The following is a 12324-nucleotide window of genomic DNA, read 5'->3' on the forward strand; positions in this document are numbered from 1 at the left end:
ATAAGGACGGCTGATTGCGGATCGCGCCCGCCGTGGCCGGCATGCCGCGTGCCGGCCACGGCAAGACGCCGGCGACATTACAGCGGCACGACGTCGGGACGATTGCGCGGAAACTGCGCGATCACGTCCGGCGCGATGTTCAGGTGCGCTTCGACGAGCTTCGGCGGCGTGTGCGCGAGCCAGTCGGACAACGACACCTCCGCATAGCGGTCGGTCTTGAAGATCTCGAGGAACACGAGGTCGGTCTGCCCGGTGTTCTGCACGTAGTGGCCGAGGCTCTTCTTCACATAGCCGACGTCGCCCGCGCGGAAGTCGGCCGTCTGCGCCTTCGGCCCCGTGTCGAACACGGTCATCCGCGCCTCGCCCTGCAGGTAGTACTGCCATTCGTCGGCGTTCGGATGCCAGTGCAGCTCGCGCATGCCGCCCGGGTGCACGGTGACGAGCGCCGCCGCGACGGTCGTCGACACGTTGAAGTTGGTGCTGTCGGCGATCCGCACCTCGCCGCCGCGCGTCTTCCTGACCGGCTTCATGTCGCCGAGCGAAAACACGAACGGATGCGGCGGCGCACCGGCCGACGCGGCCGACGCGCGCTGCGCGTCCGCGAGCGGGCCCGGTTCGTCGCCCTGGAAGATCCACAGGTTGTCGAGCGGCACGTTCCTGAACGCGTCGGCCGGCACGCCGAAGTTGAGCGCGAGCACGTCGGGCGGCGTATGCGCGATCCAGTCGGTCAGCAACAGCGTGTTGAATTCCGATGCGCGGCCGTTATCGAATGCGAGCAGGAATTCGGCGCCGTCGCTGCCGAGGCCCTGCAGCGAATGCGGCAGGCCGGGCGGGAAATACCAGAGATCGCCGGTCTTGACGTCCTGCACCGACGGCCGCCCGAGTTCGTCGAGCACCGTGATCCGGCAGCGGCCGTCGAGCATGATCGCCCACTCGGCCTGCTGGTGCCAGTGCATCTCGCGAATGCCGCCGCGCGTCAGCCGCATATTGACGCCGGAGATGGTTTCGGAAATCGCGAAATCATCCTGCGTGACTTCGCGCGCCCATCCGCCATTCTGAATGCGCTTATGCGCATTATTGAAAGACGCCCAGAATAACGGCATCCCGTTGATATCGGTAGCCGGCGGATCCTGAAAGGACGGGAATTGATTGGCGATGGCCGGATTTTTAGGCCCCGGGTCGGTCAGGCTCTGACGGTTGCGCGCATTCACCGCGCCTTCCGGCGGGCTGTCCGGGTTACCGAACGAAGCGGCCTTCGCCGTTACCGCAATACCCGCCGCGGCAATGGCGCCGGCCGTACTCGTCAACATCCTGCGTCGAGAAAGATTCGTCATGATTTCCTCTTCATTTCTGCAATCGAGAGAATTTCCACTACGGAACACTTGCCGTTTTTCGAATTACCGAAAATCGAACATCCCGTGACGCAAGTTAAATCCATATTCATCTAAAAATTAAATGAATTATTAACCTGAATTAATGACTAAAACTGATCGATTTTAATTTTTTGTAATTATTGCGATGCAGCAATGGATGAATGGCGACGAGAAGAGATCGATAGGCGCGCCGCACGATGGCGACTCAATGCGATCGACGGGAACAGGAAAATGCGGATGCGCGTGCTTTCACCTGCCCGGCCCGGACCTGGACCGGGTCACTCCCGCGGCATGTCGGCAAGCCGTTGCGCAGCGAAGCGCAATCCGCCGAGAATGCGTTCGGCGATCCTTGCCGGAAACCCGGCCGGCAGCGCCGCGCCGACCGATTCGATCACGTGCGGCGTCATCGCAATCAGTCGTTCGACAATCGGCGTAGCGATATCGCCAAGCAGGCAATACTCCGCCATCGCAGTGAAGTGCCGGCGCGTGATGTCGCGCATCGCGTAGTGCTTGCGCTTGCCGTGCACGGCCATCGCGAGCTTCGCCTTGTGCCACGACCACTGGTTCGCGCCATCTCCCTCGACCGGCCAGATCGACATCACGTCGTAGAGCGGCGTCAGGTGGAAGCGGCCGCCGGGCAGCAGGCGCAGGCTGAAGTTCTTCGCATGCCCGTCCGGTGCGGCGAGCATCCAGAACACCACCAATGCGGCGAACAGCGTGTCGAGGTCGGCCTGCGCCGTTTCCGACCGGCGCAGGATGCCGGCCAGATCGGGCACGCCGGGGCCGCCCTGCGATTCGTATTTCAGATGCGGCGGCACGCCGAGCGCCTGGCAAAAATCCTCTTGCGGCAAGCGCAACAGCCATCCGCCATCACGATGCAGCGCGCGATCGAAGCGCGCGACCGACAGCACCTTGTGTTCGCCGAAACGCAGGATGTCGGCATCCGCCGTCGGCAAGCCGAACGCGCGCAGGACCGCGAGGCACAGCCACTCGTTTTCGACGGATGTCGTCAGATCCGCACGCTTGTTGCCGACCAGCCCGAGCGGCAACTTGAGGATATGCGTGGTCGGCGTCGCGCCATGCGGACGCATCCATCGCCCGTCGTGAAACAGCAACGCGGTCTTTTCCTGCGCGCCGGCCAGCGACAGGCGGAAGTCGTCGTCGTCCTGCGCACTGCCCGCCGCCCCGCTCGCCTGATCGAGTACGCGCGCCACGTCGTCGTCGGACAACGGCGTACCGTCGATCCGGTCATGGCCGGTCGGGGCTTCATCCTCGCCGAGCAACTGCACCGCACCGACGCAGTCCCGGCCGAGCGCGGCGAGCAGATCGAACGGCTCGGTCGTCGCCGTGCCGAATCGCGACGCAAGCCGGCGCCGAATCGCGTCGCTGTCGGGCAGCAGATTGTCGAAGTAGTGGTTCACGCGCTCGCCGCGCAACGGCGCAGGGCCGATGCCGAACGGCAGCGACAGCGACAGCGGGCGGCCGGCATCCGACTGTTTCCAGCCGATGTCGTACAGCAACTCCATGTCGCCGCGCGCGGGAATCCGCCAGATGCCGACCCGCACGCCGTTGGCCCAGATCGATAGCGCGCGGCTGTGCGATTTGCGTCCCATCGATTACCACTCGACGTTGGCAGCGTCGCGCCCGTCCTTCGTGCGAATGCTGAGCTCGAGACCGTACAGCGCGGTCAGTTCGAGCAACTGCTTGAGCGACAGGCTTTCGGTGCGGATCGTTTCCAGCGACGACAGCCGCGATTGGCCGACGCCGATGCGTGCCGCCGCCTCGGCTTGCGTCAGCCCCTTGGCCTGACGCGCGGACGACAGGATTTCGCCCAGTTGAGCAGGGGTATTGACGATGAGATTCACGGCGCGGGTCCTCTATGCAATCCATGCAGTATATCTCTGACAGGCATAAACGCAAATTATCTCTGATACAAATAAACGCGAAATATCCCTGTCAGGAATATTTTCACACTACAGGGCGTGGCGGCCCAGTCGTTGCGCGCACGCACCGCCCTATCGACTCCTACCACCCCATAGTTTTTATTCGCTGGCGCCGATGATTTTGACTTTGTCAGATAGATGACATCGAATCATCAAATGACAACGATCTAACAGCCCGATGACCTGCGCATTCGCCCACACCGTCGAATCCCGCTTTGCCGAGCTGACGCCGACCGCGAAACGCATCGCCAGCTACATGCTCGCGAATCTCGATCGGCTCGGCCTCGAAACCGCCGACCAGATCGCGCAGCAGACCGGCACCAGCGGCATTTCGGTCGGGCGTTTCCTGCGCAGCGTCGGTTACCGGAATCTCGACGACCTGAAACGCGAACTGCGCGGCGGCGGCGACCGCCCGTGGATGATCACCGACCGCCTCGACGAGTACCGCCGCGCCGCCGCCATGCCAACGACCGCCGACGCGCGCGACAGCGAGCGCAGCGCCGGCACGCTCGCCGCATCGCTCGACCGCGAACTCGACGCGATCCGCCACGTGTACCGGCTCGCCGAGGAACCGGTGTTCGCGCAGGTCGCGGACCGGATCGCGCATGCCGATGCCGTCTTCATCCTCGGCATCCAGTCGACGCGCGGCATCAGCAATGCGTTCAGCAGCTACCTCGAATACCTGCGCCCGCGCGTGTTCTATTCCGACGGCCAGTCGGGCTCGTACGTCGATTCGCTGAATTCCGAGTTCGAACGGCCGTACTGCATCGTCACCGATACGCGCGCCTATTCGCGCAGCGCGCGCCGCTATTGCCAGGCCGCCGCCGAGCGCGGCCAGCCGTTCGCGCTGGTCACCGATCTGTATTGCCCATGGGCGCGCGAATGGCCAGCGGATCTGCTGCAGGTGAAGACCGACGTCGGCCAGTTCTGGGATTCGCTCGCGCCGCTCACCTGCCTGTTCAACCTGCTGATCACCGCCGTGGTCGACCGCCTCGGTCCCGCGATCGACCGGCGCGTCGCGCGCAACCGCGAACTGCAGCGCACGTTCGACCAATTCGAATCCTGAGCGAACCGGACCGCCGATGAACCCGCACCGCCTCGTCGAAATCACGCCCGCCACGCATCGCGTCGAGATCGATCTCGTCTACGCGACCGAGCGCAACCTGACCGGCAAGCCGATCTACCGCCACGCGCACTGTCTGCTGCTCGAGCCGGCCGAAGCCGCGCTGCGCCGCGCGGTCGACGTCGCCGCGCAAGCCGGCTTCACGCTGCGCCTCTACGACGCATACCGGCCGCCGCAGGCGCAGCAGGTGCTGTGGGATTTCCTGCCCGACCCGAACTTCGTCGCCGATCTCGGCCGCGGGTCGAACCACAGCCGCGGCACCGCCATCGACCTGACGCTCGTCGACCCGAGCGGCGCGCCGCTCGACATGGGCACCGGCTTCGACGAGATGGTGGCCGCATCGGGCCACTTTCACGCGGGGTTGCCCGAGCCCGTGCAACGCAACCGTCTGCTGCTGCTCGGCGTGATGCACGCGGCCGGCTTCGCGCACATCGACAGCGAATGGTGGCACTACGAGCTGCCGGGTTCGCACGCGCTGCCGCCGATCGACAATGCGGCGAGCGGCCCGTGGCGCCTGATGTGACGACGCCGCACGCCCCCTTTTTCATGCACGTTCACGTTCAACGACTCAAACGACAGATGGAGAAGCGCCCATGAAATTCCCGACCTCCCCGCTCGTCGCGGCGCTGGCCGCCGCGTCCCTGCTCGCCGCCGTTCCGTTTTCCGCCGCCCGCGCGGAAACGCCGAAAGACATGTTCGTGATGGCCACGCTGCTCGACGAATTCACGACGCTCGACCCCGGCGAGATCTACGAGCTGGTGCCGGAGGAATACGTCGCGAACACGTACGACCGGCTCGTGCGCGTCGACCTGCGCGATCCGTCGAAATTCAACGGCGACGTCGCGCAGTCGTGGACGGTGAGCCCGGACGGGCTGACCTATACGTTCAAGCTGCGCGCGGGCCTCAAGTTCCACTCGGGCAACCCGCTGACGGCCGACGACGTCGCGTGGTCGATCCAGCGCACGGTGCTGCTCGACAAGGGCCCGGCCGCGGTGCTGACCGGCATCGGGCTCACGAAGGCCAACGTCGCGGCGAACGTGAAGAAGCTGGACGACCAGACGGTGTCGATCACGACCGACCACAAATACGCGCCGACCTTCGTGCTCAACGTGCTCGGCTCGTGGCCCGCGTCGGTGCTCGACAAGAAGCTGCTGCTGTCGCACCAGCAGGGCAACGATTTCGGCAACGCGTGGCTGAAGACAAATGAGGCCGGCTCCGGCGGCTACAAGCTCGTCAAGTGGGCGGCCGGCGACAGCATCGTGCTGCAGCGCTTCGACGGCTACCGGCTGCCGCTCGCGATGAAGCGCATCGTGCTGCGTCACGTGCCCGAAGCCGCGAGCCAGCGCCTGCTGCTCGAAAACGGCGACGTCGACGCGGCGCGCGACCTGAGCCCCGACGATCTCGCGTCGGTCGTGAAATCCGGCAAGGCGAAAGTATCGGCCTCGCCGCAGGCGACGCTGCTGTATCTCGGCCTGAACACGAAGAACCCGACGCTCGCGAAGCCCGACGTGCAGGAAGCGCTGAAGTGGCTGGTCGACTATGCGGGCATCCAGTCCAACGTCGTGAAGACGACCTACAAGGTGCACCAGACCTTCCTGCCCGAAGGCTTCCTCGGCACGCTGAATTCGAACCCGTACAAGCTCGACGTCGCGAAGGCGAAGGCGCTGCTCGCGAAGGCCGGCGTGCCGAACGGTTTCTCGGTGACGATGGACGTGCGCAACGACTATCCGTACACCGAGATCGCGCAGGCCGTGCAGGCGAACTTCGCGCAGGCGGGCGTCAAGGTGCAGTTGATCCCCGGCGACAACAAGCAGACGCTCGCGAAATACCGCGCACGCCAGCACGACATCTACATCGGCGAATGGTCGGCCGACTACATCGATCCGCACAGCAACGCACAGGGTTTTGCATGGAATCCGGACAACGGCGACAAATCGAGCTATAAGATGCTGGCCTGGCGCAACAGCTGGGACATTCCGCAACTGACGAAGGAGACCGACGCCGCGCTCGCCGAGCCGACCGCCGCGCAACGCGCGCAGCGGTACCAGGCGATGCAGAAGGCGATGCTCGCGCGCTCGCCGTTCGTGATCATGTTCGAGAAAGTCGCGCAGGTCGCCACGCGGCCCGGCGTGAGCGGGCTCGAAGTCGGGCCGATCAACGATCTCGTGTCGTACCGCAACCTGAAGAAGCAATAAGAATCGCCGCATGTCGACTCCCGCCTCCTCCCTCGAAGCACTGCGCACGCTGCCCGCGCGGCGCCCGGCCGTACGCTGGGCGCTGCGCGTGGTGCGCTGGGCGCTCACGCTCGCCGTCACGTTCGCGGGGTTGCTCGCGCTGACGTTCGTGATCGGCCGCAAGGTGCCGATCGATCCCGTGCTCGCGATTCTCGGCGATCGCGCGTCCGCCGAAGCGTACGCGGCCGAGCGCATCGCACTCGGCCTCGACAAGCCGCTCGTCACGCAGTTCCTGATCTACGCGCGCGACGTGCTGCACGGCAATCTCGGCATGTCGCTGCTGACCGCGAACCCGGTGCTCGACGACATCAGGCGCGTGTTTCCGGCCACGCTCGAACTCGCGACGATCGCGACGTTGATCGGCATCGCGATCGGCGTGCCGCTCGGCGTCGCGGCCGCGGTGAAGCACAACCGCCCGATCGATCACATCGCGCGCTTCGTCGGGCTGATCGGCAATTCGGTGCCGGTGTTCTGGCTCGGGCTGATGGGGCTGCTGCTGTTCTATGCGCGGCTGCACTGGGTCGGCGGGCCCGGCCGGCTCGATCCCGTGTACGACGGAATGGTCGACCCGCGCACGGGCAGCCTGTTGCTCGACGCGGCGCTCGCCGGCGAGTGGGACGTGTTCCGCAACGCGGTGTCGCACATCGCGCTGCCGGCCGCGATCCTCGGCTACTACTCGGTCGCATACCTGAGCCGGATGACGCGCTCGTTCATGCTCGACCAGTTGAGCCAGGAATACATCGTCACCGCGCGCGCGAAGGGCCTCTCGGAGCGGCGCGTGATCTGGCGGCATGCGTTCGGCAACATCGCGGTGCCGCTGCTGACCGTGATCGCGCTCACGTACAGCAACCTGCTCGAAGGCTCGGTGCTGACCGAGATCGTGTTTGCGTGGCCGGGGCTCGGCTCATACCTGACCAGCGCGCTGCTGAACGCCGACATGAACGCGGTGCTCGGCGCGACGCTCGTGATCGGCGCGATGTTCATCACCGTCAACCTGCTGACCGATGCGCTGTACCGCGTGTTCGATCCGCGTGCACGCTAAAGGACCGCCCCGACATGACCGCTTTCACCCCGCTTTTTTCATCGCCGATGCCGAAGGTCGTCCAATCATGAATGCCGAGCGTCTCACATTGCGCGCGTGGCTGCTGTCCGATGCGCCCGCGTCGCGCTCGCAAGCCGCGTTCGGCCTCGCGTACCGCCGCTGGCGCCGGTTCGCCACGAATCCGCTCAACCTGTTCGGGCTCGCGATCCTGGTCGCGCTGATCGTCGTCGCTATCGTCGGCCCGCTGATCATGCCGCACGATCCGCTGCGCCAGGTGCTGTCCGACCGGCTGCTGCCGCCCGGCTCCGCATCGCACTGGCTCGGCACCGACCAGCTCGGCCGGGACATCCTGTCGCGGCTGATCGCCGGGTCGCGCCTGACGCTCGGCATCGCGCTGCTCGTCGTCGTGATCGTCGTGCCGATCGGCCTGTTGATCGGCACGACGGCCGGCTATTGCGGCGGCTTCGTCGACAGCGTGCTGATGCGCATCACCGACATCGCGCTCGCGTTCCCGAAGATCGTGCTCGCGCTCGCGTTCGCGGCCGCCCTCGGGCCCGGCGTGATCAACGCGGTCGTCGCGATCTCGATCACCGCGTGGCCGGCCTACGCGCGGCTCGCGCGCGCGGAGACGATCCGCATCGCGCAGGCCGACTACATCCACGCGGCGCGACTGCAAGGCGCGTCGGGCCCGCGCATCCTGCTGCGCTACATCATGCCGCTGTGCATGTCGTCGGTGATCGTGCGCGCGACGCTCGACATGGCCGGCATCATCCTGACCGTCGCGGGCCTCGGCTTTCTCGGCCTCGGCGCGCAGCCGCCGAGCCCCGAGTGGGGCTTCATGGTCGCGTCGGGCCGCAACGTGCTGCTCGACGCATGGTGGGTCGCGACGCTGCCCGGCATCGCGATCCTGCTCGTGAGCCTCGCGTTCAACCTGCTCGGCGACGGGCTGCGCGACGTCTTCGATCCGCGTCATGGAGCGTGACATGCCAATGAATTCCACCGCCGCGCCGGCCGCACCGCTCTGCGAGATCGACGGCCTGAAGATCGGCTTTCGCGGCCACGACGGCGTCGTCACCGACGCGGTGCGCGACCTGTCGCTGACGCTTGCGCCCGGCGAACGGCTCGGCATCGTCGGTGAATCGGGCTCCGGCAAGTCGCTGACCGGCCGCGCGCTGCTCGGCCTGCTGCCCGACGCCGCACGCTGCTCGGCCCGCACGATGCGCTTCGCGGGCCACGACCTGCTCGCGATGTCGCCGCGCGAACGCCGGCGCCTGTGCGGCAGCCAGATGGGGATGATCCTGCAGGATCCGAAGTATTCGCTGAACCCGGTGATGACGGTCGCGAAGCAGATGGGCGAAGCGTTCCGGCGGCACGAGCCGAACCTGCGCGGCCGCGCGCTGCGCGAGCGGATCGTCGACGCGCTCGCGGCCGTGCAGATCCGCGACCCGGCGCGCGTCGCCGATGCGTATCCGCACGAGCTGTCCGGCGGCATGGGCCAGCGCGTGATGATCGCGATGATGGTGTCGACCGGCCCGCGCCTGCTGATCGCCGACGAGCCGACCTCCGCACTCGACGTCGCGGTGTCGATGCAGGTGCTCGCGGTGCTCGACGCGATGATCGCGCGGCACGGCACGGGCCTGATGTTCATCAGCCACGACCTGCCGCTCGTGATGTCGTTCTGCGATCGCGTCGCGGTGATGTATGCCGGCCGCGTGGTCGAGACCTGCGCCGCGCGCGACCTGCGCGACGCATCTCATCCCTATACGCGCGGGCTGCTCGCGGCGAACCCGCCGCTCGCGAACCCGCCCGATGAATTGCCGGTGTTGCAGCGCGATCCGGCGTGGCTCGACGCCGCTGCACCCGCGCCGACCGCTCATGTACCGCAAGAGGCCGCACGATGATCGACGTCGATCACGCATCGATCCGTTTTCCGACCCGCACGGGCCATGTCGACGCCGTGCGCGACGCGAGCTTCGCGGTGCGCGACGGCGAAGTGTTCGGGCTCGTCGGCGAATCGGGTTCCGGCAAGTCGACGCTGCTGCGCGCGCTGACGGGTCTCGTGCCGCTCGCGTCCGGCAGCCTGTCGATCGACGGACGGCCGGTGGGCGGCACGCCCGATCGTGCGTTTCGCCGTTACGTGCAGATGGTGTTCCAGGATCCGTACGCGTCGCTGCATCCGCGCTTCACGGTCGACCAGACGCTGCGCGAGCCGCTGTCGATCCACGGCATCGACGAACCCGACGCACGCATCGCCCGCGCATTGTCCGAAGTCGGGCTCGGCCCGGCGTTCCGCTTCCGCTATCCGCACCAGTTGTCGGGCGGCCAGCGCCAGCGTGTCGCGATCGCGCGCGCGCTGATCGTCGAGCCGCGCGTGCTGCTGCTCGACGAACCGACCTCCGCGCTCGACGTGTCGGTACAGGCCGAGATCCTGAACCTGCTGCGCCGCCTGCATCGCGAGCGCAACCTGACGATGATCCTCGTGAGCCACAACCTCGCGGTGATCGGCTTCCTGTGCCAGCGGGTCGCGGTGATGCAGCATGGCGAGATCGTCGAGCAGCTCCGGATCGAGGACGTGCGCGCCGGGCAGGTGGCGCGCGACTACACGCGCACGCTGCTGAACGCGACCGAAGGCTACCGCCGTCTGGACCCGGCGATCGACGCGCCGGCGGCCTGACGCGCGGCGCTCGGCGAAAGTACGACCCTGCGCGCGTCGCATGACATGACCCGAACGCGACGCGACAGGCCGGCCGCCGTCATGCTCCGTCGGCCGGTCATTCCAGTTCCAGCCCGCTTCGAATAGCGCGACCACCGAAATCGGCCCCTCGACCGATTTCCGGCATCGGCATGCCCGCCCACGCGAGCCCCTCCTGCCGGCTTCGTCAAAAATTAGTACGTGTACTAGAAGAAATCCTAATCCATTCGTACCAGTCAAATTACAAAATCCTTACGCAAATCGCATAATTTCATCCGAAACGCGCCATTCTGAGATTTAAATTCAACCCGCGCTTTCGAAAACCGAAGTTTATTTGGAGATTAAAATATGCGAATCATCAAGCGCAGCGCAATCCCGTTCCTGCTCGCCGTCGCGAGCGCAGCCGGTTCGTCCGCGGCCTACGCGGCGGACGGCACCGTCAACTTCTACGGCAACGTCATCGCGTCGACATGCAGCGTCGAGGGCGGTTCGGATCTCTCCGTCCCGCTGCCGCCGGTCAGCACCACCGCGCTCGCCGATGTCGGCTCCGTCGCCGGTCGCAGCGCGTTCTCGCTGGCGCTCAAGGGCTGCGCGGTCGGCGATGGCAACCCGGTGAAGGTCGGCGTCATGTTCGAAAACGGCACGAACGTCGATCAGTCGAGCGGCCGACTGACGATCGACACGGGCGCCAAGGCCGCCGAAGGCGTCCAGATCAACGTGCTGGATTCGCAGCAGAAGCTGATTCCGGTCGGCGCGCAAACCGGCGCGAGCACCGAGATGGCCACCATCGATGCCGACGGCAAGGCGAAGCTGAACTACTTCGCCGAATACTACGCCTCGGGCGCCGTGAAGGCCGGCGACGTCAAGTCGCGTGTCGAGTACTCGCTGATCTACCAGTAAGGACGAGACCTGGAGGTCGCCGCCCCGGCGATCTCCAAGCGTCACGCCGTGCGGCGCGGAAACCGCCGCATCCGTCTGCTCCCTGCCCCAACGATCCGAGTCCGCACGCCCATGAAACTGTCGAAGCTCCTCCGTACGCTGGCCCTCGCCGTCACCGCATTCGCGTCGCAAGCCGATGCGAGCGTCGTGATCGCCGGCACGCGCGTCATCTTCCCGTCCAGCGAGCGCGAAGTCACGATCCAGCTCACGAACGACAGCAAGCGTCCGGCGCTGGTGCAGGCGTGGCTCGACGACGGCGACAGCCGCGCGCTGCCCGAGAACATCGACGTGCCGTTCACGCTGACGCCGTCGATCTTCCGGATGGAAGCCGGCAACGGCCAGGCGCTGCGTCTCGTGCATACCGGCGAACCGCTTCCTGCCGATCGGGAATCGCTGTTCTGGCTGAACGTGCTCGAAGTGCCGCCGAAGGCGTCCGCGGCAGAGGATCGCAACCGCATCCAACTGGCGTTCCGCTCACGCATCAAGATCATGTATCGCCCCGCCGGGCTGGCCGGCAATGTGGACGACGCACCGATGCAGCTCGACTGGCGCGTGGTTCGCATCGACGGAGGCTATGCGCTCGAGGCAAGCAATCCGACACCGTTCGTCGTCAATTTCGGCAACGTGCTGCTGAAGTCGGCCGGACGCAAACACGACGCCGGCATGGGTTACGTGCTGCCGCGCAGCACGCAACGGTTCCCGATCAAGGAACTCGCCGGCGCGCCCGCCGCGGGCGCAACGGTCGAATTCGGCAGCATCAACGACTGGGGCCGGGCAACCGACATCGAACGTCCGGTCGGCATCGCACCGTAACTCGACCGAGGCCCTCGACACGCACCAACGGCACGTGCCGGCCGCTTCACCACTTTTCTTCCACCGTCGTTTCGGCCGTCCCGACGACCGGCACGCCCCCCCCGAACTTGCCATGCGCCGCCGCAGCGCTGTGTCGCGCAACGCGCACGCCTGTGCGCCTGCACC

Annotated in this window: 12 protein-coding genes; 9 read left to right on the forward strand and 3 right to left on the reverse strand. The window is 66.3% G+C overall.

Annotation, left to right across the window (positions count from 1 at the left end; all coding sequences use genetic code 11):
* Positions 1 to 77 precede the first annotated feature (77 nt).
* The 3 genes from HWX76_RS10350 to HWX76_RS10360 all read right to left on the reverse strand — a co-directional run bounded on the left by HWX76_RS10350 (position 78) and on the right by HWX76_RS10360 (position 3238).
* A complete protein-coding gene (locus HWX76_RS10350; protein WP_050012819.1) occupies positions 78 to 1334 on the reverse strand; it encodes an oxalate decarboxylase family bicupin in 1257 nt (418 codons plus the stop codon).
* 317 nt (positions 1335 to 1651) lie between these two features.
* Positions 1652 to 2986, reverse strand: a complete 1335-nt coding sequence (locus tag HWX76_RS10355) for a type II toxin-antitoxin system HipA family toxin (RefSeq protein ID WP_089489447.1) — start codon at positions 2984 to 2986, stop codon at positions 1652 to 1654.
* 3 nt (positions 2987 to 2989) lie between these two features.
* On the reverse strand, positions 2990 to 3238 hold the full coding sequence (locus HWX76_RS10360; protein ID WP_050012821.1) for a helix-turn-helix transcriptional regulator: 249 nt from the start codon (positions 3236 to 3238) through the stop codon (positions 2990 to 2992).
* A 256-nt stretch (positions 3239 to 3494) separates the two neighbouring features.
* Between HWX76_RS10360 and HWX76_RS10365 the strand changes: the two genes are divergently transcribed.
* From HWX76_RS10365 to HWX76_RS10405, 9 genes are all read left to right on the forward strand, one after another.
* A complete protein-coding gene (locus HWX76_RS10365; RefSeq protein ID WP_050012822.1) occupies positions 3495 to 4382 on the forward strand; it encodes a MurR/RpiR family transcriptional regulator in 888 nt (295 codons plus the stop codon).
* Positions 4383 to 4398: 16 nt separating this feature from the next.
* The gene (ddpX, locus tag HWX76_RS10370) at positions 4399 to 4962 is read left to right on the forward strand and encodes a D-alanyl-D-alanine dipeptidase (protein ID WP_050012823.1); all 564 of its coding nucleotides are present in this window, start codon (positions 4399 to 4401) and stop codon (positions 4960 to 4962) included.
* A gap of 70 nt (positions 4963 to 5032) precedes the next feature.
* A complete protein-coding gene (locus HWX76_RS10375) occupies positions 5033 to 6634 on the forward strand; it encodes an ABC transporter substrate-binding protein (protein WP_050012824.1) in 1602 nt (533 codons plus the stop codon).
* 10 nt (positions 6635 to 6644) lie between these two features.
* Positions 6645 to 7715, forward strand: coding sequence for an ABC transporter permease (locus tag HWX76_RS10380; RefSeq protein WP_176015777.1), 1071 nt, complete (start codon positions 6645 to 6647; stop codon positions 7713 to 7715).
* A 67-nt stretch (positions 7716 to 7782) separates the two neighbouring features.
* Positions 7783 to 8697, forward strand: a complete 915-nt coding sequence (nikC, locus tag HWX76_RS10385; protein WP_050012826.1) for a nickel transporter permease — start codon at positions 7783 to 7785, stop codon at positions 8695 to 8697.
* A 1-nt stretch (position 8698) separates the two neighbouring features.
* Positions 8699 to 9616, forward strand: a complete 918-nt coding sequence (locus tag HWX76_RS10390) for an ABC transporter ATP-binding protein (protein WP_089489449.1) — start codon at positions 8699 to 8701, stop codon at positions 9614 to 9616.
* Entirely contained in the window at positions 9613 to 10389 is a 777-nt protein-coding gene (locus HWX76_RS10395; protein ID WP_089489450.1) for an ABC transporter ATP-binding protein, read from the forward strand. Before HWX76_RS10390 ends, HWX76_RS10395 begins: the two co-directional genes overlap by 4 nt.
* A 366-nt stretch (positions 10390 to 10755) precedes the next feature.
* Positions 10756 to 11307 (forward strand): fimbrial protein, encoded by a 552-nt coding sequence (locus HWX76_RS10400; protein WP_089489451.1) that lies wholly within the window; start codon positions 10756 to 10758, stop codon positions 11305 to 11307.
* Between the two features lie 111 nt (positions 11308 to 11418).
* Positions 11419 to 12159, forward strand: a complete 741-nt coding sequence (locus HWX76_RS10405) for a fimbria/pilus periplasmic chaperone (protein ID WP_124639126.1) — start codon at positions 11419 to 11421, stop codon at positions 12157 to 12159.
* Positions 12160 to 12324 lie beyond the last annotated feature (165 nt).

The sequence above is a fragment of the Burkholderia sp. BCC0398 genome (assembly GCF_902833245.1).
GTDB lineage: Bacteria > Pseudomonadota > Gammaproteobacteria > Burkholderiales > Burkholderiaceae > Burkholderia > Burkholderia sola.

Excerpts from the sequence above, each read along its gene's own strand:
- HWX76_RS10405 (WP_124639126.1), top strand. The coding sequence starts at position 11,419 with ATGAAACTGTCGAAGCTCCTCCGTACGCTGGCCCTCGCCGTCACCGCA.
- HWX76_RS10375 (WP_050012824.1), top strand. The coding sequence starts at position 5,033 with ATGAAATTCCCGACCTCCCCGCTCGTCGCGGCGCTGGCCGCCGCGTCC.
- HWX76_RS10380 (WP_176015777.1), top strand. The coding sequence starts at position 6,645 with ATGTCGACTCCCGCCTCCTCCCTCGAAGCACTGCGCACGCTGCCCGCG.
- nikC (WP_050012826.1), top strand. The coding sequence starts at position 7,783 with ATGAATGCCGAGCGTCTCACATTGCGCGCGTGGCTGCTGTCCGATGCG.
- HWX76_RS10390 (WP_089489449.1), top strand. The coding sequence starts at position 8,699 with ATGCCAATGAATTCCACCGCCGCGCCGGCCGCACCGCTCTGCGAGATC.
- HWX76_RS10355 (WP_089489447.1), bottom strand. The coding sequence starts at position 2,986 with ATGGGACGCAAATCGCACAGCCGCGCGCTATCGATCTGGGCCAACGGC.
- HWX76_RS10350 (WP_050012819.1), bottom strand. The coding sequence starts at position 1,334 with ATGACGAATCTTTCTCGACGCAGGATGTTGACGAGTACGGCCGGCGCC.
- HWX76_RS10400 (WP_089489451.1), top strand. The coding sequence starts at position 10,756 with ATGCGAATCATCAAGCGCAGCGCAATCCCGTTCCTGCTCGCCGTCGCG.
- HWX76_RS10395 (WP_089489450.1), top strand. The coding sequence starts at position 9,613 with ATGATCGACGTCGATCACGCATCGATCCGTTTTCCGACCCGCACGGGC.
- HWX76_RS10365 (WP_050012822.1), top strand. The coding sequence starts at position 3,495 with ATGACCTGCGCATTCGCCCACACCGTCGAATCCCGCTTTGCCGAGCTG.
- ddpX (WP_050012823.1), top strand. The coding sequence starts at position 4,399 with ATGAACCCGCACCGCCTCGTCGAAATCACGCCCGCCACGCATCGCGTC.